The sequence below is a fragment of the Streptococcus mitis genome (assembly GCF_026782865.1).
In the GTDB taxonomy this organism is placed as follows: Bacteria; Bacillota; Bacilli; order Lactobacillales; family Streptococcaceae; genus Streptococcus; species Streptococcus mitis_CG.
In genome coordinates, this window is sequence record NZ_JAKUXK010000006.1 from 110,040 (window position 1) to 132,850 (window position 22,811).

The window sequence follows — 22,811 nt, forward strand, 5'->3', positions numbered from 1 at the left end:
ATTATGGTAAAATAGTTTCATGAGTAAAATGTATTATGCAGAAAATCCTGACGCTGCTCACGACATTCATGAGTTGCGAGTAGAATTGTTGGGAGAAAAAATGACCTTTTTGACGGATGCGGGTGTTTTTAGCAAGAAAATGGTTGATTTTGGAAGTCAACTCTTGCTCAAGTGTCTTGAGGTCAACCAAGGAGAAACTGTTCTTGATGTAGGCTGTGGTTACGGACCTTTGGGCTTGTCTTTATCTAAGGCTTATGGAGTTCAGTCGACCATGGTCGATATCAATAATCGTGCCTTGGATTTGGCGCGACAAAATGCTGAACGAAATAAAGTGGCAGCAACGATTTTCCAGTCCAACATCTATGAACAAGTTGAAGGGAAATTTGACCATGTCATTTCCAATCCTCCTATCCGTGCGGGCAAGCAAGTGGTTCATGAAATCATTGAGAAAAGTAAAGATTTTTTGGAAACTGGTGGAGATTTGACTATCGTCATCCAGAAGAAACAAGGGGCTCCAAGTGCTAAGTCTAAGATGGAAGATGTGTTTGGCAATTGTGAAATCGTCAAAAAAGATAAGGGATACTATATCCTTAGAAGTGTGAAAGAATGAGAGCAGTTGATTTAATCCAAAAGAAACGAGATGGTCAAGAACTGACTTCGAGTGAAATTGAATGGCTAGTTGAAGGCTATGTGTCAGGAACTGTTCCTGATTATCAGATGTCTGCTTTTGCTATGGCTGTTTATTTCAAGGGAATGACGACTCGAGAAATATCTGATTTGACCATGAAAATGGTTAAATCAGGGCAAGAGTTTGATTTATCCGCTATTGATGGGGTTAAGGTTGACAAGCATTCTACTGGGGGTGTTGGTGATAAGGTGACCTTGATTTTGGCTCCTCTTGTTGCTAGCTTTGGTGTTCCTGTGGCCAAAATGAGTGGTCGTGGTCTCGGCCATACTGGTGGAACAATTGATAAATTGGAGTCTATCAAGGGCTATCAAGTGGAACGCAGTCAAGAAGATTTTATTCGTCAGGTTCAGGATATTGGTGTATCTGTCATTGGGCAATCAGACCAGCTTGTCAAAGCAGATAAGCTTCTCTATGCCCTTCGTGATGTGACCGCAACTGTTGACACGATCCCTTTGATTGCCAGTTCTGTCATGAGTAAGAAAATTGCAGCAGGGGCGGATGCTATTTTGCTAGACGTGACTGTCGGTGAGGGTGCCTTCATGAAAACGGTTAATGAGGCGCGTGAATTGGCTCAAACCATGGTGGAACTTGGTAAGGCAGTTGGTAGAAAAACGGTAGCAGTCATTACGGATATGAGCCAGCCCTTGGGACGAGCGATTGGAAATCGCCTTGAAATCCTTGAAGGACTGGAGATTTTACAGGGGCAAGGACGTCAGGATATTACCCATTTCATCTGCGAATTGGCTCAAATTATGCTTGGTTTGGCTAATATGAACAAGACAGTGGAAGAAGTTCGCCAACACCTTGAGAATGGTCAAGCGCTGGCTAAGTTTGAGGAAATGGTCCAAGCCCAAGGTGGAAACTTGGAAGACCTCTATCGTCCTGTCAATGTTACCCATGTGGTGGAAATCCCTGCTCATGAAACGGGTGTCATTTCAGCTCTTCCAGCTATGGAATTTGGGCTTTATGCTATGAGACTGGGGGCAGGCCGTGCAGTCAAGTCTGATGCCTTGGATTATGAAACAGGAATTGTTTTTGAAAAGAAAGTTGGAGATTCCGTTCAAAAGGGAGAAATTGTTGCAAAAGTATACACAAATGGAAAAATTTCTCCTCAGCTAGTTACAGATTTTCAAAAATATGTTAAAATAAATGATAGCGTGCAAAGTTTACGAGAAATTATAGAAATAATCTCATAAACTGCAGGAGAATCCGAATATGAAATTAAATAAATATATCGATCATACACTTTTGAAACAAGATGCAACAGAAAATCAAATTGATTGTTTGTTGTCTGAAGCTAGAGAGTATGATTTTGCCAGTGTTTGTGTCAATCCGACCTGGGTTGAACATGCTAAAAAAGGACTTGAAGGCACAGATGTAAAGGTCTGCACAGTAGTAGGTTTCCCCTTGGGAGCAACAACTTCAGCTGTGAAAGCTTTTGAAACCAAGGAAGCTATCCAAAATGGTGCAGACGAGATTGATATGGTGATTAATGTTGGAACTCTCAAATCAGGTAATTTGGCCTTTGTTGAGTCTGATATTCGCGCAGTAGTGGAAGCAAGTGGTGACAAGTTAGTGAAAGTCATTATCGAAGCTTGCCTACTGACAGACCAAGAAAAAGTTGTGGCTTGCCAATTAGCCCAAAAAGCGGGAGCTGACTTCGTTAAAACTTCAACTGGCTTTTCAACTGGTGGGGCTACGGTAGCAGATGTTAGATTAATGCGTGAAACAGTTGGACCTGATATGGGTGTCAAGGCTGCTGGTGGAGCTCGTTCTTATGCAGATGCTCTTGCCTTTGTGGAAGCAGGGGCGACCCGTATCGGAACTTCAGCTGGGGTAGCCATTTTAAAAGGAGAATTGGCAGATGGCGACTACTGAGTTAATTGAACTAGCAATTGAAACCAGCAAGAAAGCCTATGTGCCCTATTCTCATTTTCCAGTCGGAGCTGTTTTAGTGGCAAAAGATGGGAACATTTATACAGGTGTCAATATTGAGAATGCTAGTTATTCTTTGACTAACTGTGGAGAACGTACAGCGATTTTTAAAGCAGTTTCTGAAGGTCAAAGAGAATTTTCAGAATTGATTGTCTATGGTCAGACTGAAAAACCAATTTCACCATGTGGTGCTTGTCGCCAAGTGATGGCTGAATTTTTTGAACAAGATCTAAAAGTGATCTTAGTCGCAAAAGATAAATCGACGGTCGAGATGACGGTCGGGGAATTACTTCCATACTCTTTTACAGACTTAAACTAGTCTGAGTCGCTCTATGAGTGGCACGGTCCTTGTGGCCAACCAATCCATACTTGCAACATCGTTGCACATCTTATTTAGGAGGTTCAGTAATGAACAAGAAACAATGGCTAGGCCTTGGTCTAGTTGCAGTGGCAGCAGTTGGACTTGCTGCATGTGGTAACCGCTCTTCTCGTAACGCAGCTTCATCTTCTGATGTGAAGACAAAAGCAGCAATCGTCACTGATACTGGTGGTGTTGATGACAAATCATTCAACCAATCAGCTTGGGAAGGTTTGCAAGACTGGGGTAAAGAACACAATCTTTCAAAAGATAAAGGTTTCACTTACTTCCAATCAACAAGTGAAGCTGACTACGCTAACAACTTGCAACAAGCGGCTGGAAGTTACAACCTAATCTTCGGTGTTGGTTTTGCCCTTCACAATGCGGTTGAAGAAGCAGCTAAAGAACATTCTGACTTGAACTATGTCTTGATTGATGATGTGATTAAAGATCAAAAGAATGTTGCGAGCGTAACTTTCGCTGATAATGAGTCAGGTTACCTTGCAGGTGTAGCTGCAGCAAAAACAACTAAAACAAAACAAGTTGGTTTTGTAGGTGGGCAGGAGTCAGAAGTTATCTCTCGTTTTGAAGCAGGATTCAAGGCTGGTGTTGCGTCAGTAGACCCATCTATCAAAGTCCAAGTTGACTATGCTGGTTCATTTGGTGATGCTGCTAAAGGTAAAACAATTGCAGCCGCACAATACGCAGCCGGTGCAGATATTGTTTACCAAGTAGCTGGTGGTACAGGTGCTGGTGTCTTTGCAGAAGCAAAATCACTCAACGAAAGCCGTCCTGAAAATGAAAAAGTTTGGGTTATCGGTGTTGACCGTGACCAAGAAGCAGAAGGTAAATACACTTCTAAAGATGGTAAAGAATCAAACTTCGTTCTTGTATCTACTTTGAAACAAGTTGGTACAACTGTAAAAGATATTTCTAACAAGGCAGAAAAAGGTGAATTCCCTGGCGGTCAAGTGATCGTTTACTCATTGAAAGATAAAGGGGTTGACTTGGTAACAACAAACCTTTCAGAAGAAGGTAAAAAAGCTGTCGAAGATGCTAAAGCTAAAATCCTTGATGGAAGCGTAAAAGTTCCTGCAAAATAATGGATGGAAGTTATTTCTTAGGAAGCGGCCATCGGTCGCTTTTTAAGAGTTGAGACAAAGTCATTTTGTCTCAGTAAAGCTTGCTACTAGATAAAATAGCAAGTTTTATTGAAATAAAATAAGACTCTGAAAGGAAGAGCACATGGCACACGAAAATGTCATTGAGATGCGTGATATTACCAAGGTGTTTGGTGAGTTTGTTGCCAACGACAAAATCAACCTGCACCTACGAAAAGGTGAAATTCATGCACTTTTAGGAGAAAATGGGGCTGGTAAGTCCACGCTCATGAACATGTTAGCAGGGCTTCTTGAACCAACTAGTGGTGAAATTGTGGTCAACGGTCAAGTTGTCAATCTCGATTCACCATCTAAAGCAGCTAGCTTGGGAATCGGAATGGTTCACCAGCACTTTATGTTGGTAGAAGCCTTCACAGTGGCTGAAAACATCATTTTAGGAAGTGAATTGACTAAAAATGGTGTGCTAGATATCGCTGGAGCTAGCAAAGAAATCAAGGCTCTTTCTGAACGTTATGGCTTAGCTGTTGACCCTTCTGCCAAGGTGGCAGACATCTCAGTTGGAGCCCAACAACGTGTAGAAATTTTAAAAACACTTTTTCGAGGGGCTGATATTCTTATCTTTGACGAACCAACGGCTGTTTTGACTCCATCAGAAATTGAGGAGTTGATGGCTATTATGAAAAATCTTGTCAAAGAAGGAAAATCAATTATCTTGATTACCCACAAGTTGGACGAGATTCGCGCAGTTTCTGACCGCGTTACAGTTATCCGTCGTGGGAAATCAATTGAAACCGTCAAAATTGCAGGGGCTACTAATGCTGATTTGGCAGAAATGATGGTAGGACGTTCTGTTTCCTTTAAAACAGAGAAACAAGCCTCTCAACCAAAAGAAGTGGTCTTGTCAATCAAAGATTTGGTGGTCAATGAAAACCGTGGTGTTCCAGCTGTGAAAAATCTGTCCTTGGATGTTCGTGCTGGAGAGATTGTTGGTATTGCAGGGATTGATGGAAATGGTCAGTCTGAACTGATTCAAGCCATTACAGGTCTTCGCAAGGTTGAATCTGGTAGAGTTGAGCTAAAAGGAGATTCAATTGTAGGCTTGCACCCACGTCAGATTACAGAGTTGAGTGTTGGGCACGTTCCAGAAGACCGTCACCGTGATGGTTTGATTTTGGAAATGATGATTTCTGAAAATATTGCCCTTCAAACCTACTACAAAGAACCACATAGTAAAAATGGAATTTTGAACTATTCAAATATTACTTCTTATGCTAAAAAGCTAATGGAAGAGTTTGATGTTCGTGCTGCCAGTGAATTTGTTCCTGCAGCTGCACTCTCAGGCGGAAATCAACAAAAAGCAATTATTGCTCGTGAAATTGATCGTGATCCTGATCTCCTTATCGTCAGCCAGCCAACTCGTGGGTTGGATGTCGGTGCCATTGAATATATCCACAAGCGCTTGATTGAAGAGCGTGATAATGGCAAGGCTGTCCTTGTTGTCAGCTTTGAATTGGATGAGATTTTAAACGTCTCAGACCGTATTGCTGTTATCCATGATGGTAAGATTCAAGGTATTGTATCACCAGAAACAACCAATAAACAAGAGCTTGGTGTCTTGATGGCTGGTGGAAACTTGGGAAAGGAGAAGAGTGATGTCTAAAAAATTACAACAAATTTCGGTTCCCTTGATTTCTGTATTCCTAGGAATTTTACTCGGAGCCATTGTCATGTGGATCTTCGGTTATGATGCTATTTGGGGCTACGAAGAATTGTTCTATACAGCCTTTGGTAGTCTGCGTGGGATTGGAGAAATCTTCCGTGCTATGGGGCCTTTGGTCTTGATTGGTCTGGGTTTTGCCGTTGCCAGTCGCGCTGGTTTCTTTAACGTCGGGCTTCCTGGTCAGGCTTTGGCTGGTTGGATTCTCAGTGGTTGGTTTGCCCTGTCGCATCCAGATATGCCCCGTCCCTTGATGATTCTAGCAACCATCGTGATTGCCCTTATTGCTGGTGGGATTGTCGGAGCGATTCCGGGTATTCTTAGAGCCTATCTGGGGACGTCAGAGGTTATCGTAACCATCATGATGAACTACATCGTCTTGTATGTAGGGAATGCCTTTATCCATGCCTTTCCTAAAGACTTCATGCAAAGTACAGATTCGACCATTCGTGTTGGGGCTAATGCAACCTATCAGACACCTTGGTTGGCTGAGTTGACTGGTAACTCACGGATGAATATTGGTATTTTCTTTGCTCTCATTGCCGTTGCAGTCATTTGGTTCATGCTCAAGAAAACAACTCTTGGTTTTGAAATCCGTGCGGTTGGTCTTAATCCACATGCTTCAGAATATGCTGGTATTTCTGCAAAAAGAACGATTATCCTCTCAATGATTATTTCAGGTGCCTTGGCAGGTCTTGGTGGAGCTGTTGAAGGTCTGGGAACCTTCCAGAACGTTTATGTTCAGGGATCGTCATTAGCTGTTGGATTTAACGGGATGGCGGTTAGTCTGCTTGCGGCAAATTCACCAATTGGTATTCTCTTTGCAGCTTTCCTATTTGGTGTTCTCCAAGTTGGAGCCCCTGGTATGAATGCGGCGCAGGTACCATCTGAGCTTGTCAGCATTGTAACAGCGTCTATTATCTTCTTTGTCAGTGTTCATTACCTTATCGAACGCTTTGTCAAACCGAAAAAACAAGTTAAAGGAGGTAAGTAAAGATGTCTATTACAACCTTGCTCACCCTCTTGGTGTCTTCTATGCTGATTTACTCAGCACCCCTCATCTTTACAAGTATCGGTGGTGTTTTCTCTGAACGTGGTGGTGTGGTAAACGTCGGCCTTGAAGGAATTATGGTTATGGGTGCCTTTTCTGGAGTTGTCTTTAACCTTGAATTTGCAGAACAATTTGGAGCAGCAACTCCATGGCTATCTTTGCTAGTTGCAGGATTGGTTGGTGGTCTCTTCTCTATCATCCACGCAGCAGCAACGGTTCATTTCCGTGCAGACCATGTTGTCAGCGGTACGGTATTGAACTTGATGGCGCCTGCCTTGGCTGTTTTCTTGGTGAAAGTTCTTTATAACAAAGGACAAACCGACAACCTAAGTCAGACTTTTGGACGCTTTGATTTCCCAGTCTTGGCAAATATCCCAGTGATTGGTGATATCTTCTTCAAGTCAACTAGTTTGCTAGGTTATATCGCGATTGCCTTCTCGTTCCTTGCTTGGTTTATTCTCTTCAAAACGCGCTTTGGTCTTCGTCTCCGCTCTGTTGGTGAACATCCTCAAGCAGCGGACACGTTGGGAATCAATGTATATAAAATGAGATATTTAGGGGTTATTATTTCCGGTTTCCTAGGTGGAATTGGCGGAGCGATTTATGCTCAATCCATCTCAGTTAACTTCTCAGTGACAACTATTGTTGGACCTGGGTTTATCGCCCTTGCTGCAATGATCTTCGGAAAATGGAATCCAATCGGAGCCATGCTATCTAGTCTCTTCTTTGGACTTTCACAAAGTTTGGCTGTTATCGGCTCTCAATTGCCATTCCTACAAGGAGTGCCTGCGGTTTATCTTCAAATCGCACCTTATGTTTTGACAATTCTTGTCTTGGCAGCCTTCTTTGGAAAAGCAGTTGCACCAAAAGCAGATGGTATTAACTATATCAAATCAAAATAAGCATACAAAAAACGTCAGTTCAGAATGAACTGGCGTTTTATTTTTTAGGATGTTGGTTGGTTAGGTTCAATCCCCAAGGGACAAGATTTTCAGCTTTATTTTTGATACGAGCGATGTTGTCCTTATGACGAATGATAATCAAACTAGCCAGTGCTAGGATAATAGTGATGAATAGAGGATCATAGTTGCTCAGGATAAAACCAAAAAGTGGAAAGAGTAGAACTCCGATGACAGCCGCGACAGATGCTGTGACACTAGATAGTGAAATCATACTACCAAGATAGAGGGTTCCAAAGAAAACAACTGCAAGGTAGAGACAGAAGACAGGTGCAAATCCGAAAATCACTCCAGCACTGGTTGCGACAGCCTTGCCTCCCTTAAATCCTGCAAAGATAGGGAAGGTATGGCCAATGACAGCTAAAAGTCCAAAGATGAGAGGCGAAACGCCTTGTAGATGAAACATAATCGGAAGAAGCGTTGCTAGGGTTCCTTTGAAAAAGTCAATGACAAAGGTTGCTATACCAGCTTTCTTACCTAAAATGCGAAAGGTATTGGTCGTTCCGGTATTTCCAGAACCGTGTTCACGCAGATTTGTCTGAAAGAAAATTTGTCCAATCCAGAGACCAGACGGAATTGAACCCAGCAGATAGGCTAGGATTAATAAAACTATTGTAATCATACTCCTATTATATCATGAAATGGAAAAGAAAGGCAGAGAATCTCTTCTGAAATTGTCACACCGGAGAAAGAAAAATTTTGCAAAATCCTTGGAAAACCTGTAGAATAGTAAAGATGAACGAATAGGAGGTTCCTTGTGTCAAAAAAGGAAATCAATATTAACAATTATAATGATGATGCCATTCAGGTGCTAGAAGGGTTGGATGCGGTCCGTAAACGTCCGGGGATGTATATCGGATCGACCGATGGTGCTGGTCTCCACCACCTAGTCTGGGAAATCGTCGATAATGCGGTCGATGAAGCCCTGTCTGGGTTTGGCGATCGTATTGATGTAACCATTAATAAAGATGGAAGTTTAACGGTTCAAGACCACGGACGTGGAATGCCAACTGGTATGCACGCTATGGGAATCCCAACGGTTGAAGTAATCTTTACCATTCTTCATGCCGGAGGGAAATTCGGTCAGGGTGGCTACAAGACATCTGGTGGTCTCCACGGAGTGGGTTCTTCCGTTGTAAATGCTCTATCTAGTTGGCTAGAAGTTGAAATCACTCGCGATGGTGCAATCTACAAGCAACGTTTTGAAAATGGTGGCAAACCTGTCACGACCTTGAAGAAAATTGGTACAGCACCTAAGTCTAAAACAGGTACCAAAGTCACCTTCATGCCAGATGCGACTATCTTTTCGACGACAGACTTCAAGTACAATACCATTTCAGAACGCCTCAATGAGTCAGCCTTTCTCTTGAAAAATGTGACCTTGTCTCTAACGGATAAACGCACAGATGAGTCTGTTGAGTTTCACTATGAAAATGGGGTACAGGACTTTGTTTCTTATCTTAACGAAGACAAGGAAACATTGACGCCGGTTCTTTACTTTGAAGGTGAAGACAACGGTTTCCAAGTGGAAGTGGCCCTCCAGTACAATGACGGATTTTCAGATAACATTCTATCCTTTGTCAATAACGTTCGCACCAAGGACGGTGGAACGCACGAGACAGGACTCAAGTCTGCCATTACCAAGGTTATGAATGACTATGCGCGTAAGACAGGCCTCCTCAAGGAAAAAGATAAAAACCTTGAAGGTTCAGACTACCGTGAGGGACTTGCTGCCGTTCTTTCTATCTTGGTTCCTGAAGAACACCTCCAGTTTGAGGGACAGACCAAGGACAAACTAGGAAGTCCACTGGCTCGTCCGGTTGTGGATAGCATTGTCGCAGAAAAATTAACTTTCTTCCTCATGGAAAATGGGGAGTTAGCTTCCAATCTCATTCGCAAGGCTATCAAGGCCCGTGATGCCCGTGAAGCAGCACGTAAAGCGCGTGATGAGAGCCGAAATGGCAAGAAAAACAAAAAAGATAAGGGATTGCTTTCTGGGAAATTGACCCCAGCCCAGTCTAAGAATCCAGCTAAGAATGAACTCTACCTGGTCGAGGGTGATTCTGCCGGTGGATCGGCTAAACAAGGTCGTGACCGCAAGTTCCAAGCTATCTTACCTCTACGTGGTAAGGTTATCAATACAGCTAAGGCCAAGATGGCGGACATCCTTAAAAATGAAGAAATCAATACCATGATTTATACCATCGGTGCAGGTGTTGGAGCAGACTTCTCTATTGAAGATGCCAACTATGACAAGATTATTATCATGACCGATGCGGATACAGACGGTGCCCACATTCAGACCTTGCTCTTGACATTTTTCTACCGCTATATGCGTCCGCTAGTTGAGGCGGGACATGTTTATATTGCCCTTCCACCTCTTTACAAGATGTCAAAAGGGAAAGGTAAGAAAGAAGAAGTGGCCTACGCTTGGACGGATGGCGAGTTAGAAGAACTCCGCAAGCAGTTTGGTAAAGGCGCTACCCTCCAACGCTATAAAGGTCTCGGTGAGATGAATGCGGACCAGCTCTGGGAAACAACTATGAATCCTGAAACCCGTACCCTCATTCGTGTTACAATCGAAGACCTAGCACGTGCTGAACGTCGGGTCAATGTCCTCATGGGTGACAAGGTTGAACCACGCCGTAAGTGGATTGAAGATAATGTCAAGTTTACGCTGGAAGAGAGTGGGGAAATGGTGTTTTAGGAGTGTGCTGCAATAAAAAATAAATTTACATTATAGAAAGGAGGTGGAGAGGTGTCTATCGGTAGAAACGATAAATGTACATGCAATTCAGGCAAAAAATACAAACATTGCCATTTAAAAATAGAGAAGTTACGAAAACAAATGGAACGAAATAATCTTCGTGATATTTCGGAAAGTGAGAGAAAACAACTTCAATCCCATGATAGGAATAGAGTCAAGAAATTTTTCGATTCTAAAGGAAAAGAGTGCCTGTATTCCAACTGTGATAGAAAACCGATTAAATCACATACTTTTCCTAGAAATATATTAGAAAAGCAGATTGCAAGAGAAACTGATAATGGATATTCAGTTTTTGCGTCCGATATAAAAAATATTATTAGTAACCTTCAAGATCCTAAGCTACATGATGAATTTTTTTATGAAGTCAATATAAATGATGCTGGAACTATGCCACTTTTTTGTAAAGAACATGACAGTCAGATTTTTTCGCCAATAGAAACTTTTAAACCCATTCCTACTGAAAAACAATATATATTTTTATATGCCTATCGTTTCTTTTTATACCATTTTTCTAAAGAAAACTATGCCTTGATAGATTACCATGATGTGATTGTTTCAGGAAAAGGAGTAGGCAAATCACTTTCTTCAGATACAAGACATAAAAGAAATTCTATTTATGCTAATGCAACAAAAATTGCAAATACTAAAACAAACCTGACAAATTTAGATGTATTAAAGATAAAATTTGATCAAGTAATGAATCATACTCTACCAAATGATGCTGAAATTGATGAACATTTTAAAGTATATGGTTATAAATTGAAAAACAATATTCAGTGGTGCGGTGCTGGTTGCACAGAGTTTTCTTATAACGATACTGGAATTATGAATCATTTAGGCTGCAGTTTTGGTTTAATCCCACAAAATAGAGATTTTCCAGCATATTTTTATTGTGTTGTACCAAATGAAGAAAATGATTATTTGAAAGATAAATTGCTGAAGTTACTTAATGATAAGTATGATAGTTATAAGAATGAAAAAGATACTGCTTCTTTTGAAAATATTATCAAATATTACATCTTTGATAGTTCAGAAAATATTATAATTTCTCCTGATATTATTGATGAATTGAGAGAGAAAGAAATTTGTTTTTTTAATAAAAAAAACAGCCAATATAAAGGGCTTTTAGAAGCGAATAGTCTATTAATTCAAGTTAAAGGAGTACAGAATGAGAAAGTACGCAATACTGTTTATAATATACTGGAAAAAATAGATTTGTTTTAAAAACAGAGAGATTGGACTCATCAAATTTCCATCGTCAGATTTTTTGACAAGCTAACCAAATCTAAAGTGAGATTGTTCGATTTTTATACGAAGTCTTTCATGGCGAATTATGTTTGTCCGGAAATCGGACGAGTGTATTTTGAGAAAAAACGAACTTTTGTTTTTCGGACGAACTCTTGAAGGAGCAAAAAAAATTCCGAAAATCGGACGAAGTAAAAAGTACATTAAAATAAAAAATTAGGAGATTATCCAGATGAAAAAAATTTATGGAATTAGTAGTTTAGATACAAACGCTTTAAAAAACAACGAATTCTTCTAACTTCTATCTGAGAGCAAGGACGACTTATTGGCTTTTACAAAAGCCAATAAGTCTGAGCAGGTTTACGCAACGAAGCTTGGGGATATGGAGAAACTTCTTGAGACCTTGCAAGCTGGTTTGCACCGTTCCAAGGCCAGTCAAACGGTGGCTAGTCTGGAAGCGTCTGATTGTGAGCGTGATGATGCGCTTTTTACCTTGACTGGTTTGGTCAAAGCCTTCTCTCGTGTGAAAGAGGAAAGTAGCAAGAAAGCTTACGACAAACTCAGCAAACTTTTCAAAAATTATGCTGGGCAACGAGTATGAGTTACGAAAAAGAGACAGAAGCTATTAACAATTTGCTTAAGGAGCTAAAAGACATTGACTACCAAACTGCCCTTTCAACCCTGCATTTGACAACTCATGTAGAAACCTTTAGAAAGGTGCAGGTTCAGTTTGAAAAAGCTTATAAGGAGCGTTTGATTGAGCAAAAAGGCAAGGTACCTAGTCAAAACAAGGAAGTCAGTTCGAAATTACAAGAAATCTATTACTTCCTTGTGGACTTTACTGCAATCAACGCCTATGCTTATCCAGATAAAAAGCAGTATGCTGATCTCCGTGACCATCTCAACGCTATCCGTAGTCGCTATAAAAAACGCAAGTCAGCTAAGAAGGCGAGGGAAGAAGCGACGGATAGCAACTAGAATATAACTAAATTTGAGTTGAAAAATTGTTAGTGGTCGCATAGGATTTGAAAGGAGTAGAAAATGATAATCAGACCTGCAAGCACAAAAGATTGTCAAGCTATTTATTCTCTTTATCAAAATGAAAAATGGCTTTCTTTTACAGAGGAAAAAGTGAAATCATTATTTTCAACAAATCTGTCCCATTACTTGGTGCTTGAAGAGGACCAGAAAATCCTTGGCTTTGCACGCTACTTGACAGATGAAGTCATGACGACCTTTTTAGCTGAGATTATCATTAATAAAGCCTATCGCGGAAAAGGATTGGGACGGCGATTGATCGCTGAAATTCATCAAAAATATCCTTTGACTCGCATTGAATTAATATCAGAAGCGGATGGATTTTATCAGACAGTAGGTTTTAAACCTGTGGGAACAGGGCTTAGAAAATCTATCTAAATGAAAAGAGCTGTATTTATGACGCTTGACAACAAACTGGGTATGACAGATTTGCTTGAACTATCCAAGATGGAAGAAAAAATCAGCAGAACCCGAGCGAAAGAGCTTTTTGAAAAGCAGCTTCTGAACGATAAAGCAACTGGCACCTATGCGACTCTGGCCGTTATTCATGGTTTCTTATTTAAAGAAATCTATGACTTCGCCGACCAGATTCGGACAGTCAATCTCGCCAAAGGGAATGTTCGCTTTGCGCCTGTCATATGCATCTAGCAGCTTCCTTGGAAAATATTGACAGGATGCCTCAGCAGACCTTTGAGCAGATTGTCGAAAAGTACCTTGAGCTAAATATCGCCCATCCTTTCCGCGAAGGGAATGGACGCGCCATACGGATTTGGCTAGATTGTATGCTTCGTCAGAAGCTAGGGAAAGTGGTAGATTGGAACGCCATTGATAAGGATGGATACCTGAATGCCATGAAGCGTAGTGCAGTGTCGACTGGAGAACTCAAGTATCTCCTCCTCAATAATCTGACGGATGACCTTACTCAGACCCGTTTCTTTAAGGGTATGGATTCTTCATATTATTACGAAGGGTGTAACCTTTACCAGACAGAGGAGTTGTAAAGTTTCAAGTAAAGGTGACGATCATCTTTTGTATGTAAACAATCGCTAAAACTATTGGAGGTGCAGTATTGATTACGTTATTAATGTTGCCTTTTTTCCTTGTTCTCCTAGCCATTTTTGGAATTATATATGACTTAATGACTAATAAAGGTAGAAAAGAGTGTGCTCGCACGGTATCATTGTTCATATTGAACATCCTCACTATTGGTATCTGTCTATTAGATCTACCAATGGAAAGTAAACCATACTCAGGAATAGGGTTTATCTTATTTTATGCACTTGCCTTCACACCTTTGATGATTGTTTTCTCACTATATACCCTCTATCGGATTGGAAAACATTATAGGTATTTTAAGAGCAAGTTTGCTATAACACTCCTATTCAATGCTATTTTACTTTTCCTTCTTTCATTAGTAAATACTTTTGTATTATGGAGAAGCTTTCAAATATATCATAGAAACGATATTAATTTGTTTTATTTTATTTTAATCGTTTTGGGGATTTGCTCAACTATCGAATTAATCGTAGGGGAACTTGAAAAGAAAAGAACACGAGGCATCCAAAAACAAGAGGAGCAAGACGGCTATGAAAAATGACTCTATAAAAGATAGGTGCAGAAAATATAGAAGTCAAGAGCAAATGCTGAGGTTGATTTCACAGACTGCTAAAATTCTACAAGTCGAGGCTGTCGCCATGTCTGGTTCACAGACAAACCCAAAGGCACCAAAAGATGAATTTCAAGACTATGACGTGGTCTATGTCGTGGACGATTTAGATAATCTGACGAGTGACCTTTCTTGGTTAGACCAGTTTGGGAAACGCATTATCGAGCAAGAGATTGCTCTTGACCATCGTCGTCTTTATCTCATGCTCTTTGAAGACGGCAACCGTATTGATTTAACTCTCTGCCCTAAAGAGTATATCAAAGAGTGGGTAGATAGTGAGGCAGGATTCACTGTTTTGGAAGACCCAGAACATTTATTTGAACCCTATTCCCAAAATCTAGAGCGTTTCTGGATGAGTCCAGCTAGTGAGACAGATTTTAAAAATTCCTGCAATGAATTTTGGTGGGTGTCTGCCTATGTAGTCAAGGGCATTTGTCGTAATCAAGTCATCTATGCGATGGACCATCTATACGGTATTTGCCAACAAGAACTCTTGAAGGTCTTGGCTTGGCAGGTAGCAAGCGATAGGGGAAAGGTCGATATCGGCAAAAACTACAAGTATCTCTTTAACTATTTACCTACTGAGAAAGAGAAACAATTTTCAAATCTACTTGATTTCTCAAGTTTAGATAAAATCCCCCAGTCTTTATTTGCTACCATGAAATTTTTCCACCGAGAAGCGCAAATCCTTGCTCAAAAAATGGGATTTGACTACGATAAAGAAGTAGCTGAGAAGATGATTGAGTATGCTGAGGAGAGAGTGAAGAATTTTGGGAATAACTAGAAAAATGAAAAAGTGAGAGGAGAAGACTCATGATTGAAAAAGTGGAACGCCTCATTACAGAGATTAATCGTATTCATCTAGAGTATTCTAAAGATTATTTTGAAACGGGTAAGGTGGAGAAAATCAATCTCAAGCATACCTTTTCAAAAGTTCCGACGAAAGCGATTTTGGCCTACCGTCTGAATTTACATGAGTCAATTAATGACTATCTGATGAAAGCGGATGTCCAAGATATTGCCTATGTTTATCGTGTTAAAACTTCTGAGTCTATTTTAGATAAAATTACACGTTTTTCTGAGCGTCAAGAGGGCTATCCTGTGAATTCTATTCTTAATGATATTTTTGGTGCTCGTATGATTTTAAGTTCCAAAGAGATTGCTCAAGTCATGGAGAAATTAGATGATTGGCAAGAGATGTACGGACTAAAAAACTGGTATTTACGTGATAAAGATGGCTATGTCGGTATTCATATCTATTTTAAAAATAAAAGTAATTTTTACTACCCATGGGAACTCCAACTTTGGGATAAGAATGATGTAGATAGCAATATCGCCAGTCATATTAAGTATAAACGAGGATTTGTGGGATGAAAATAGTTACACTCACTAATAATTGACGTGATGTTTAGATAAAGGAGAATTTAATGTCTGAAGCGCTAACGATGGTTCTGTTTTTAATTGCTTTTTTAACTTTTATCGAATTTAGGAAACGTAGAAGTAAAAAATTTAATGATTCACCGTTGTTTATTATAATTGAGAAACAATACAAGAACTGGCATAGAATGAATGGTACTATATTAAACAAAAAATATACTACAGTTTTTGAGATTGATAGAATTCTATTTGAATTACGCTCAAAGTTATTAGATTATGGTATCACGAAGGAAGAATTTGAAGATTATATTAAATTTGTAGAGAAAAAAGGTAATCAGTTAACTTTTTCAATTAAGGACATAGTTATAGGAATCCTAACTTTTTTAAGTACAAATACATTTATCTCAAAGATATTACCAGAAACTACTTGGGGACAAATTCAAAAATCATTTCAAAATATAGTTAATAGTGTAAGTGAATATGAATATCTATTTAATATTATTTTGATACTTTTGTTATTAATTCTTTCACTAAGAGCAATGTACATAATCAGTAATTTTGATAATTTGAATAAAGAGGGGCAAAGATACCCTTTGTTGAAAAGATTAGAAATAATTTGGGATTATGAAAAAAGTATGGATATTTCCACTGTTGAGGATGCTCTAAAACATAGGAAAAAAAACAATGAAAAATATGTATATACTAATATTAAGTTTTCAAAATCTAATTTTGATAAGAAGTTAGAAACAGCCATTGGTGAAACAGTTTTTGATAATTTCTCTTTCATGTTTCAAAAAATCGAGACTATATGGACTTTGATATCTAGTATATTTGACTGGTTATTAGGATTCATCATGCCAACTATATTCCTTACTATTAGTTTTTGGTTATTATTTTTTGAATATAAAAATATTATTTATATCATTTTGTCGGTCATTATTTATCTATTATTTATATCGTTTTGTAATTCTCAATTGAATGTATATTCTGAGGGGATTACTTACGAAAAAAGAGATTTTTCTAAAAAGTATCAGTATAAACTTGTATCGGTTAGAAGGAGATGGCCTTCGAAGATTTCTTCTTTGATATATTTTTTCTTTTCCGTTTTCATTATTTTTTATTTTTTTTGTGGAAAACTCAATTTTTATAATATATTTATTTTGTTTTTATTCGTTATATTTTACTTAATCTGTTTTTTATATAGGGTGGAAAAAGTACTAGATGAAAGTATTAGGTGATAGTATCAATAGTAAGTTTAAACTGTAAAGAATTTTAGCTAGAAGGAATAATTTAAATTAAGAAAGTTTATAGTCATGTTTAAAATTCAAAACATGTCCCTGGAGGACATTATGGGAGAGCGCTTTGGTCGCTACTCCAAGTACATTATTCAAGACCGGGCCTTGCCAGATATTCGTGATGGATTGAAGCCGGTTCAGCGTCGCATTCTTTATTCGATGAATAAGGATGGTAATACCTTTGACAAGAGCTACCGCAAGTCAGCCAAGTCTGTTGGGAATATCATGGGGAATTTTCACCCACACGGGGATTCTTCTATCTATGATGCCATGGTTCGTATGTCTCAGGATTGGAAAAATCGTGAGATTTTGGTAGAAATGCACGGTAATAACGGTTCTATGGACGGAGATCCGCCTGCGGCTATGCGTTATACCGAGGCGCGTTTGTCAGAGATTGCTGGCTACCTTCTTCAAGATATCGAGAAAAAGACCGTTCCTTTTGCTTGGAACTTTGACGATACGGAGAAAGAGCCGACAGTTTTGCCAGCAGCCTTTCCCAACCTTTTAGTCAATGGTTCTACTGGTATTTCGGCTGGATACGCCACAGATATTCCACCACATAATTTGGCTGAAGTTATCGATGCGACAGTTTACATGATTGACCACCCAACTGCCAAAGTTGATAAGCTCATGGAATTCCTACCTGGACCAGACTTCCCGACTGGAGGAATTGTCCAAGGGCGTGACGAAATCAAGAAAGCCTACGAAACTGGGAAAGGGCGTGTGGTTGTTCGTTCCAAGACGGAGATTGAAAAGCTAAAAGGTGGTAAGGAACAAATCGTTATCACTGAGATTCCTTATGAAATCAATAAGGCCAACCTAGTTAAGAAAATTGATGATGTTCGTGTCAATAACAAGGTGGCAGGTATTGCTGAGGTTCGTGATGAGTCTGATCGTGACGGTCTTCGTATTGCTATTGAGCTTAAGAAAGACGCCAATACGGAGCTCGTTCTCAATTATCTCTTCAAATACACAGACCTGCAAATTAACTACAACTTTAACATGGTGGCGATTGACAATTTTACACCTCGTCAGGTCGGGATTGTCCCGATTTTGTCTAGCTACATCGCCCACCGTCGTGAAGTGATTTTAGCGCGTTCACGCTTTGACAAGGAAAAGGATGAGAAACGTCTCCATATCGTCGAAGGTTTGATTCGAGTGATTTCAATCTTGGACGAAGTCATTGCGCTTATCCGTGCTTCTGAGAATAAGGCGGACGCTAAGGAAAATCTTAAGGTAAGCTATGATTTTACGGAAGAACAGGCTGAGGCTATTGTTACCTTGCAACTGTACCGTTTGACCAATACAGACGTAGTTGTCTTGCAGGAAGAAGAAGCAGAACTTCGTGAAAAGATTGCCATGCTTGCGGCTATCATCGGTGATGAACGGACCATGTACAATCTCATGAAGAAAGAACTCCGTGAGGTCAAAAAGAAATTTGCGACTCCACGTTTGAGTACTTTAGAAGACACTGCGAAAGCAATCGAGATTGATACAGCTAGTTTGATTGCTGAGGAGGATACCTATGTCAGCGTGACCAAGGCAGGTTACATCAAGCGTACCAGCCCACGTTCCTTTGCAGCTTCCACCTTGGAAGAAATTGGCAAACGTGATGATGACCGTTTGATCTTTGTACAATCTGCCAAGACAACCCAGCATCTTTTGATGTTCACAAGTCTTGGAAATGTCATTTATCGACCAATCCATGAATTGGCAGATATTCGCTGGAAGGATATTGGAGAGCATCTGAGCCAAACCATCACAAACTTTGAAACTAACGAAGAAATCCTCTATGTGGAAGTCGTGGATCAGTTTGATGATGCGACAACTTACTTTGCTGCGACTCGTCTCGGTCAAATCAAGCGTGTAGAGAGAAAAGAGTTCACTCCATGGCGGACCTATAAATCTAAGTCTGTCAAGTATGCTAAGCTCAAAGACGAGATAGATCAGATTGTAGCAGTGGCTCCGATTAAACTAGATGATGTTCTTTTGATTAGCCAAAATGGTTATGCCCTGCGTTTCAATATCGAAGAGGTTCCAGTTGTCGGTGCTAAGGCTGCAGGTGTCAAGGCTATGAATTTGAAAGAAGATGATGTCCTCCAATCTGCCTTTATCTGTAACACCTTATCCTTCTACCTCTTGACTCAGCGTGGAAGCTTGAAACGTGTTTCTATTGAGGAAATTCCGGCAACCAGCCGTGCCAAACGAGGGTTACAAGTCTTACGTGAGTTGAAAAACAAACCGCATCGGGTCTTCTTAGCAGGAGCAGTTGCAGAACAAGGCTTCGTTGGTGACCTCTTTAGTACAGAAGTGGACGGGAACGATCAAACTCTGATTGTTCAATCTAACAAAGGTACAATCTATGAAAGTCGACTACAAGACTTGAACCTGTCAGAACGAACCAGCAACGGAAGCTTCATTTCTGATACGATTTCAGATGAAGAAGTTTTTGACGCTTATCTTAAAGAAGTATTTACTGAAGCTAAATAAGTGAAATGAAGAATCAGTTCTAAGAGCTGGTTCTTTTTTATTGAAGAAATTTTCTGAAAATTACAAAATATACTTGCTATTTTAGAAAAAAAGTGTAGAATAGTAGAATAAAAGAAATAGGTTTTTAGAATAAGGAGTGGAATATGACAGTAACGATTGATTGGGCAAACCTTGGTTTTTCCTATATGAAATTACCTTATCGCTATATTGCTCGTTTTAAAAATGGACAATGGGATCAAGGAGAGCTTACAGAGGATGCAACCTTGCATATTTCAGAGTCTTCTCCAAGTCTTCACTATGGACAACAAGCCTTTGAAGGTTTAAAAGCTTATCGTACTAAGGATGACAGTATTCAACTTTTCCGTCCTGATGAAAATGCTAAACGTCTGCAACGGACATGTGACCGTCTCTTGATGCCACAAGTTCCGACAGAAATGTTTGTAGAAGCTTGTAAGGCAGTTGTTCGTGCGAATGAAGAATATGTACCTCCACACGGAACAGGTGGAACCTTATATCTTCGTCCTCTTTTGATTGGTGTCGGAGATATTATTGGGGTAAAACCGGCAGAAGAGTACATTTTCACCATCTTTGCTATGCCAGTTGGAAATTACTTTAAGGGTGGATTGGTTCCAACCAACTTCTTGATTCAGGATGAATACGATCGTGCTGCTCCAAATGGTACAGGTGCGGCTAAGGTTGGTGGAAACTATGCTGCAAGTCTCTTGCCAGGGAAATTGGCCAAGTCACGTCATTTCTCAGATGTTATCTATCTAGACCCATCAACTCATACAAAGATTGAAGAAGTCGGCTCAGCTAACTTCTTTGGAATTACAGCTGATAATGAATTTGTAACACCATTGAGTCCTTCTATCTTGCCATCTATTACCAAGTATTCCTTGCTTTACTTGGCAGAACATCGCTTGGGCTTAACTCCTATTGAGGGGGACGTCCCAATTGATGAGCTTGACCGTTTTGTAGAGGCAGGTGCCTGTGGTACAGCAGCAGTTATTTCTCCAATTGGTGGAATTCAGCACGGTGATGATTTCCATGTTTTCTATAGTGAAACAGAAGTAGGTCCTGTGACTCGTAAATTATATGATGAATTGACAGGAATTCAGTTTGGTGATATTGAAGCGCCAGAAGGTTGGATTGTAAAAGTTGACTAAATTTATCAAACATAAAAAACTCCAAATTAGTTGCACTCACTGATATGGAGTTTTTTCTTGCTAGTTTTAGGATTTTCTTGTAAAATAGAAAAAGTGAAGAGAGGTATGAAATGAGTAAGAAAGATAAAAAAATTGAAATTCAAGTAGCAGATGCCAAGGTTAATGTAGGAAAAGATAGTTTTGAGGGTTATACCTTGACCATTGGTAAGAAAGTAATTGGAGAAATTGCCGAATTAGATGGACAATTTGCCATCATAAAGAATGGGAATGTCGATAGTTTTTATAAAAAATTGGAAAAAGCTGTGGAAATTTTGATTGAAAACTATAATTTAGCAAAATAAGTCTTGTTTTATTGAAAATTTCATGATATAATAGTTTTCGTTAAATATCGGAGAGATAGCGAAGAGGCTAAACGCGGCGGACTGTAAATCCGCTCCTTCGGGTTCGGGGGTTCGAATCCCTCTCTCTCCATTTTACTAATGGGGTATAGCCAAGCGGTAAGGCAAGGGACTTTGACTCCCTCATGCGTTGGTTCGAATCCAGCTACCCCAGTTCTTAGGTAATAATCAAGATAAAAGGCAAAATATCTTAGGGTATTTTATTTTTATAATTGAAAGACGTGAACGATATGAACATGTCCTTGCGGGTGCTTAGGAAAAAAATTATAAGTATGTCAAGTTAAAGAAAACTTGATTGTTGGAGGATTTTTTAGATGAACGAATTTGAAGATTTGCTAAATAGCGTTAGCCAAGTTGAGACTGGTGATGTTGTTAGTGCTGAAGTATTGACAGTTGATGCGACTCAAGCTAACGTTGCAATCTCTGGAACTGGTGTTGAAGGTGTCTTGACTCTTCGCGAATTGACAAACGATCGCGATGCAGATATCAATGACTTTGTTAAAGTAGGAGAAGTATTGGATGTTCTTGTACTTCGTCAAGTAGTTGGTAAAGATACTGATACAGTTACATACCTTGTATCTAAAAAACGCCTTGAAGCTCGCAAAGCATGGGACAAACTTGTTGGTCGCGAAGAAGAAGTTGTTACTGTTAAAGGAACTCGTGCCGTTAAAGGTGGACTTTCAGTAGAATTTGAAGGTGTTCGTGGATTTATCCCAGCTTCAATGTTGGATACTCGTTTCGTACGTAACACTGAGCGTTTTGTAGGTCAAGAATTTGATGCTAAAATCAAAGAAGTTGACGCTAAAGAAAACCGCTTCATCCTTTCACGTCGTGAAGTTGTTGAAGCAGCTACTGCAGCAGCTCGCGCTGAAGTATTCGGTAAATTGGCTGTTGGTGATGTTGTAACTGGTAAAGTTGCTCGTATCACAAGCTTTGGTGCTTTCATCGACCTTGGTGGTGTTGACGGATTGGTTCACTTGACTGAGTTGTCACACGAGCGTAACGTATCACCAAAATCAGTTGTAACTGTTGGTGAAGAAATTGAAGTGAAAATCCTTGATCTTAATGAAGAAGAAGGACGTGTATCACTTTCACTTAAAGCAACAACACCTGGACCATGGGATGGCGTTGAGCAAAAATTGGCTAAAGGTGATGTAGTTGAAGGAACAGTTAAACGTTTGACTGATTTCGGTGCATTTGTTGAAGTATTGCCAGGTATCGATGGACTTGTTCACGTATCACAAATTTCACACAAACGTATTGAAAATCCAAAAGAAGCTCTTAAAGTTGGTCAAGAAGTTCAAGTTAAAGTTCTTGAAGTTAACGCAGATGCAGAGCGCGTATCACTTTCTATCAAAGCTCTGGAAGAGCGTCCAGCTCAAGAAGAAGGACAAAAAGAAGAAAAACGTGCTGCTCGTCCACGTCGTCCAAAACGTCAAGAAAAACGTGATTTCGAACTTCCAGAAACACAAACAGGATTCTCAATGGCTGACTTGTTCGGTGATATCGAACTTTAATCAAATTGAAAATTCATAAAATC

At 39.8% G+C, this 22,811-nt stretch carries 20 protein-coding genes, 2 tRNA genes and 2 pseudogenes; 23 read left to right on the forward strand and 1 reads right to left on the reverse strand.

The window, feature by feature from the left end; all coding sequences use genetic code 11:
- Window positions 1-19 precede the first annotated feature (19 nt).
- The 8 genes from MK482_RS05230 (at window position 20) to MK482_RS05265 (ending at window position 7,772) form a co-directional block, all read left to right on the forward strand.
- Entirely contained in the window at window positions 20-610 is a 591-nt protein-coding gene (locus tag MK482_RS05230) for a class I SAM-dependent methyltransferase (RefSeq protein ID WP_268718166.1), read from the forward strand.
- Entirely contained in the window at window positions 607-1,884 is a 1,278-nt protein-coding gene (locus MK482_RS05235) for a pyrimidine-nucleoside phosphorylase (protein WP_268718167.1), read from the forward strand. The genes MK482_RS05230 and MK482_RS05235 overlap by 4 nt, the downstream gene beginning before the upstream one ends.
- A 19-nt stretch (window positions 1,885-1,903) precedes the next feature.
- Entirely contained in the window at window positions 1,904-2,566 is a 663-nt protein-coding gene (gene deoC, locus MK482_RS05240; RefSeq protein WP_268718168.1) for a deoxyribose-phosphate aldolase, read from the forward strand.
- Window positions 2,553-2,942 carry a cytidine deaminase gene (locus tag MK482_RS05245; RefSeq protein ID WP_268718169.1) on the forward strand — a complete coding sequence of 130 codons (390 nt, stop codon included), beginning with the start codon at window positions 2,553-2,555 and terminating at the stop codon, window positions 2,940-2,942. The genes deoC and MK482_RS05245 overlap by 14 nt, the downstream gene beginning before the upstream one ends.
- 89 nt (window positions 2,943-3,031) lie before the next feature.
- Complete coding sequence (locus MK482_RS05250; RefSeq protein WP_268718170.1) at window positions 3,032-4,084, forward strand: BMP family lipoprotein; 1,053 nt, start codon at window positions 3,032-3,034, stop codon at window positions 4,082-4,084.
- A gap of 142 nt (window positions 4,085-4,226) precedes the next feature.
- The gene (locus MK482_RS05255; RefSeq protein WP_268718171.1) at window positions 4,227-5,762 is read left to right on the forward strand and encodes an ABC transporter ATP-binding protein; all 1,536 of its coding nucleotides are present in this window, start codon (window positions 4,227-4,229) and stop codon (window positions 5,760-5,762) included.
- Complete coding sequence (locus MK482_RS05260) at window positions 5,755-6,813, forward strand: ABC transporter permease (RefSeq protein ID WP_060806311.1); 1,059 nt, start codon at window positions 5,755-5,757, stop codon at window positions 6,811-6,813. Before MK482_RS05255 ends, MK482_RS05260 begins: the two co-directional genes overlap by 8 nt.
- Before the next feature lie 2 nt (window positions 6,814-6,815).
- Window positions 6,816-7,772, forward strand: coding sequence for an ABC transporter permease (locus MK482_RS05265; RefSeq protein ID WP_000029122.1), 957 nt, complete (start codon window positions 6,816-6,818; stop codon window positions 7,770-7,772).
- Between the two features lie 37 nt (window positions 7,773-7,809).
- On the opposite strand, the gene plsY is transcribed toward MK482_RS05265, so the two are convergent.
- A complete protein-coding gene (gene plsY, locus MK482_RS05270; protein ID WP_268718172.1) occupies window positions 7,810-8,451 on the reverse strand; it encodes a glycerol-3-phosphate 1-O-acyltransferase PlsY in 642 nt (213 codons plus the stop codon).
- Window positions 8,452-8,586: 135 nt separating this feature from the next.
- On the opposite strand from plsY, the gene parE reads away from it, so the two are divergent.
- The 15 genes and pseudogenes from parE to rpsA all read left to right on the forward strand — a co-directional run bounded on the left by parE (window position 8,587) and on the right by rpsA (window position 22,788).
- Window positions 8,587-10,536 carry a DNA topoisomerase IV subunit B gene (gene parE / locus MK482_RS05275; protein WP_268718173.1) on the forward strand — a complete coding sequence of 650 codons (1,950 nt, stop codon included), beginning with the start codon at window positions 8,587-8,589 and terminating at the stop codon, window positions 10,534-10,536.
- Between the two features lie 51 nt (window positions 10,537-10,587).
- Entirely contained in the window at window positions 10,588-11,820 is a 1,233-nt protein-coding gene (locus MK482_RS05280; RefSeq protein ID WP_268718174.1) for a YecA family protein, read from the forward strand.
- Window positions 11,821-12,073: 253 nt separating this feature from the next.
- Window positions 12,074-12,819, forward strand: a pseudogene (locus tag MK482_RS05285) (DUF6261 family protein).
- 63 nt (window positions 12,820-12,882) lie between these two features.
- The gene (locus MK482_RS05290) at window positions 12,883-13,257 is read left to right on the forward strand and encodes a GNAT family N-acetyltransferase (RefSeq protein ID WP_268718175.1); all 375 of its coding nucleotides are present in this window, start codon (window positions 12,883-12,885) and stop codon (window positions 13,255-13,257) included.
- Between the two features lie 18 nt (window positions 13,258-13,275).
- Window positions 13,276-13,880, forward strand: a pseudogene (gene fic / locus MK482_RS05295) (protein adenylyltransferase Fic).
- 83 nt (window positions 13,881-13,963) lie between these two features.
- Complete coding sequence (locus tag MK482_RS05300; protein WP_268718231.1) at window positions 13,964-14,476, forward strand: hypothetical protein; 513 nt, start codon at window positions 13,964-13,966, stop codon at window positions 14,474-14,476.
- Window positions 14,466-15,329 carry an aminoglycoside 6-adenylyltransferase gene (locus MK482_RS05305; protein WP_268718176.1) on the forward strand — a complete coding sequence of 288 codons (864 nt, stop codon included), beginning with the start codon at window positions 14,466-14,468 and terminating at the stop codon, window positions 15,327-15,329. The genes MK482_RS05300 and MK482_RS05305 overlap by 11 nt, the downstream gene beginning before the upstream one ends.
- 29 nt (window positions 15,330-15,358) lie before the next feature.
- Window positions 15,359-15,919 carry a GTP pyrophosphokinase gene (locus MK482_RS05310; RefSeq protein ID WP_268718177.1) on the forward strand — a complete coding sequence of 187 codons (561 nt, stop codon included), beginning with the start codon at window positions 15,359-15,361 and terminating at the stop codon, window positions 15,917-15,919.
- A gap of 53 nt (window positions 15,920-15,972) precedes the next feature.
- Window positions 15,973-17,160 carry a hypothetical protein gene (locus MK482_RS05315; protein ID WP_268718178.1) on the forward strand — a complete coding sequence of 396 codons (1,188 nt, stop codon included), beginning with the start codon at window positions 15,973-15,975 and terminating at the stop codon, window positions 17,158-17,160.
- A 75-nt stretch (window positions 17,161-17,235) separates the two neighbouring features.
- Entirely contained in the window at window positions 17,236-19,707 is a 2,472-nt protein-coding gene (gene parC, locus MK482_RS05320; RefSeq protein WP_268718179.1) for a DNA topoisomerase IV subunit A, read from the forward strand.
- Window positions 19,708-19,850: 143 nt separating this feature from the next.
- Entirely contained in the window at window positions 19,851-20,873 is a 1,023-nt protein-coding gene (locus MK482_RS05325; protein ID WP_268718180.1) for a branched-chain amino acid aminotransferase, read from the forward strand.
- Between the two features lie 110 nt (window positions 20,874-20,983).
- A complete protein-coding gene (locus tag MK482_RS05330; protein WP_000037113.1) occupies window positions 20,984-21,214 on the forward strand; it encodes a DUF2969 domain-containing protein in 231 nt (76 codons plus the stop codon).
- Window positions 21,215-21,263: 49 nt separating this feature from the next.
- Window positions 21,264-21,344 (forward strand) — tRNA-Tyr (locus tag MK482_RS05335).
- Window positions 21,345-21,353: 9 nt separating this feature from the next.
- Window positions 21,354-21,425, forward strand: a tRNA-Gln gene (locus tag MK482_RS05340).
- 160 nt (window positions 21,426-21,585) lie between these two features.
- Window positions 21,586-22,788: a 30S ribosomal protein S1 gene (gene rpsA, locus MK482_RS05345; protein ID WP_001001631.1), complete on the forward strand. Its 1,203-nt coding sequence runs from the start codon at window positions 21,586-21,588 to the stop codon at window positions 22,786-22,788.
- Window positions 22,789-22,811 lie beyond the last annotated feature (23 nt).

Coding starts and splice junctions, on each gene's coding strand:
- MK482_RS05230 (WP_268718166.1), top strand. CDS start 20: ATGAGTAAAATGTATTATGCAGAAAATCCTGACGCTGCTCACGACATT.
- MK482_RS05235 (WP_268718167.1), top strand. CDS start 607: ATGAGAGCAGTTGATTTAATCCAAAAGAAACGAGATGGTCAAGAACTG.
- deoC (WP_268718168.1), top strand. CDS start 1,904: ATGAAATTAAATAAATATATCGATCATACACTTTTGAAACAAGATGCA.
- MK482_RS05245 (WP_268718169.1), top strand. CDS start 2,553: ATGGCGACTACTGAGTTAATTGAACTAGCAATTGAAACCAGCAAGAAA.
- MK482_RS05250 (WP_268718170.1), top strand. CDS start 3,032: ATGAACAAGAAACAATGGCTAGGCCTTGGTCTAGTTGCAGTGGCAGCA.
- MK482_RS05255 (WP_268718171.1), top strand. CDS start 4,227: ATGGCACACGAAAATGTCATTGAGATGCGTGATATTACCAAGGTGTTT.
- MK482_RS05260 (WP_060806311.1), top strand. CDS start 5,755: ATGTCTAAAAAATTACAACAAATTTCGGTTCCCTTGATTTCTGTATTC.
- MK482_RS05265 (WP_000029122.1), top strand. CDS start 6,816: ATGTCTATTACAACCTTGCTCACCCTCTTGGTGTCTTCTATGCTGATT.
- plsY (WP_268718172.1), bottom strand. CDS start 8,451: ATGATTACAATAGTTTTATTAATCCTAGCCTATCTGCTGGGTTCAATT.
- MK482_RS05290 (WP_268718175.1), top strand. CDS start 12,883: ATGATAATCAGACCTGCAAGCACAAAAGATTGTCAAGCTATTTATTCT.
- MK482_RS05300 (WP_268718231.1), top strand. CDS start 13,964: ATGTTGCCTTTTTTCCTTGTTCTCCTAGCCATTTTTGGAATTATATAT.
- MK482_RS05305 (WP_268718176.1), top strand. CDS start 14,466: ATGAAAAATGACTCTATAAAAGATAGGTGCAGAAAATATAGAAGTCAA.
- MK482_RS05310 (WP_268718177.1), top strand. CDS start 15,359: ATGATTGAAAAAGTGGAACGCCTCATTACAGAGATTAATCGTATTCAT.
- MK482_RS05315 (WP_268718178.1), top strand. CDS start 15,973: ATGTCTGAAGCGCTAACGATGGTTCTGTTTTTAATTGCTTTTTTAACT.
- parC (WP_268718179.1), top strand. CDS start 17,236: ATGTTTAAAATTCAAAACATGTCCCTGGAGGACATTATGGGAGAGCGC.
- MK482_RS05325 (WP_268718180.1), top strand. CDS start 19,851: ATGACAGTAACGATTGATTGGGCAAACCTTGGTTTTTCCTATATGAAA.
- MK482_RS05330 (WP_000037113.1), top strand. CDS start 20,984: ATGAGTAAGAAAGATAAAAAAATTGAAATTCAAGTAGCAGATGCCAAG.
- rpsA (WP_001001631.1), top strand. CDS start 21,586: ATGAACGAATTTGAAGATTTGCTAAATAGCGTTAGCCAAGTTGAGACT.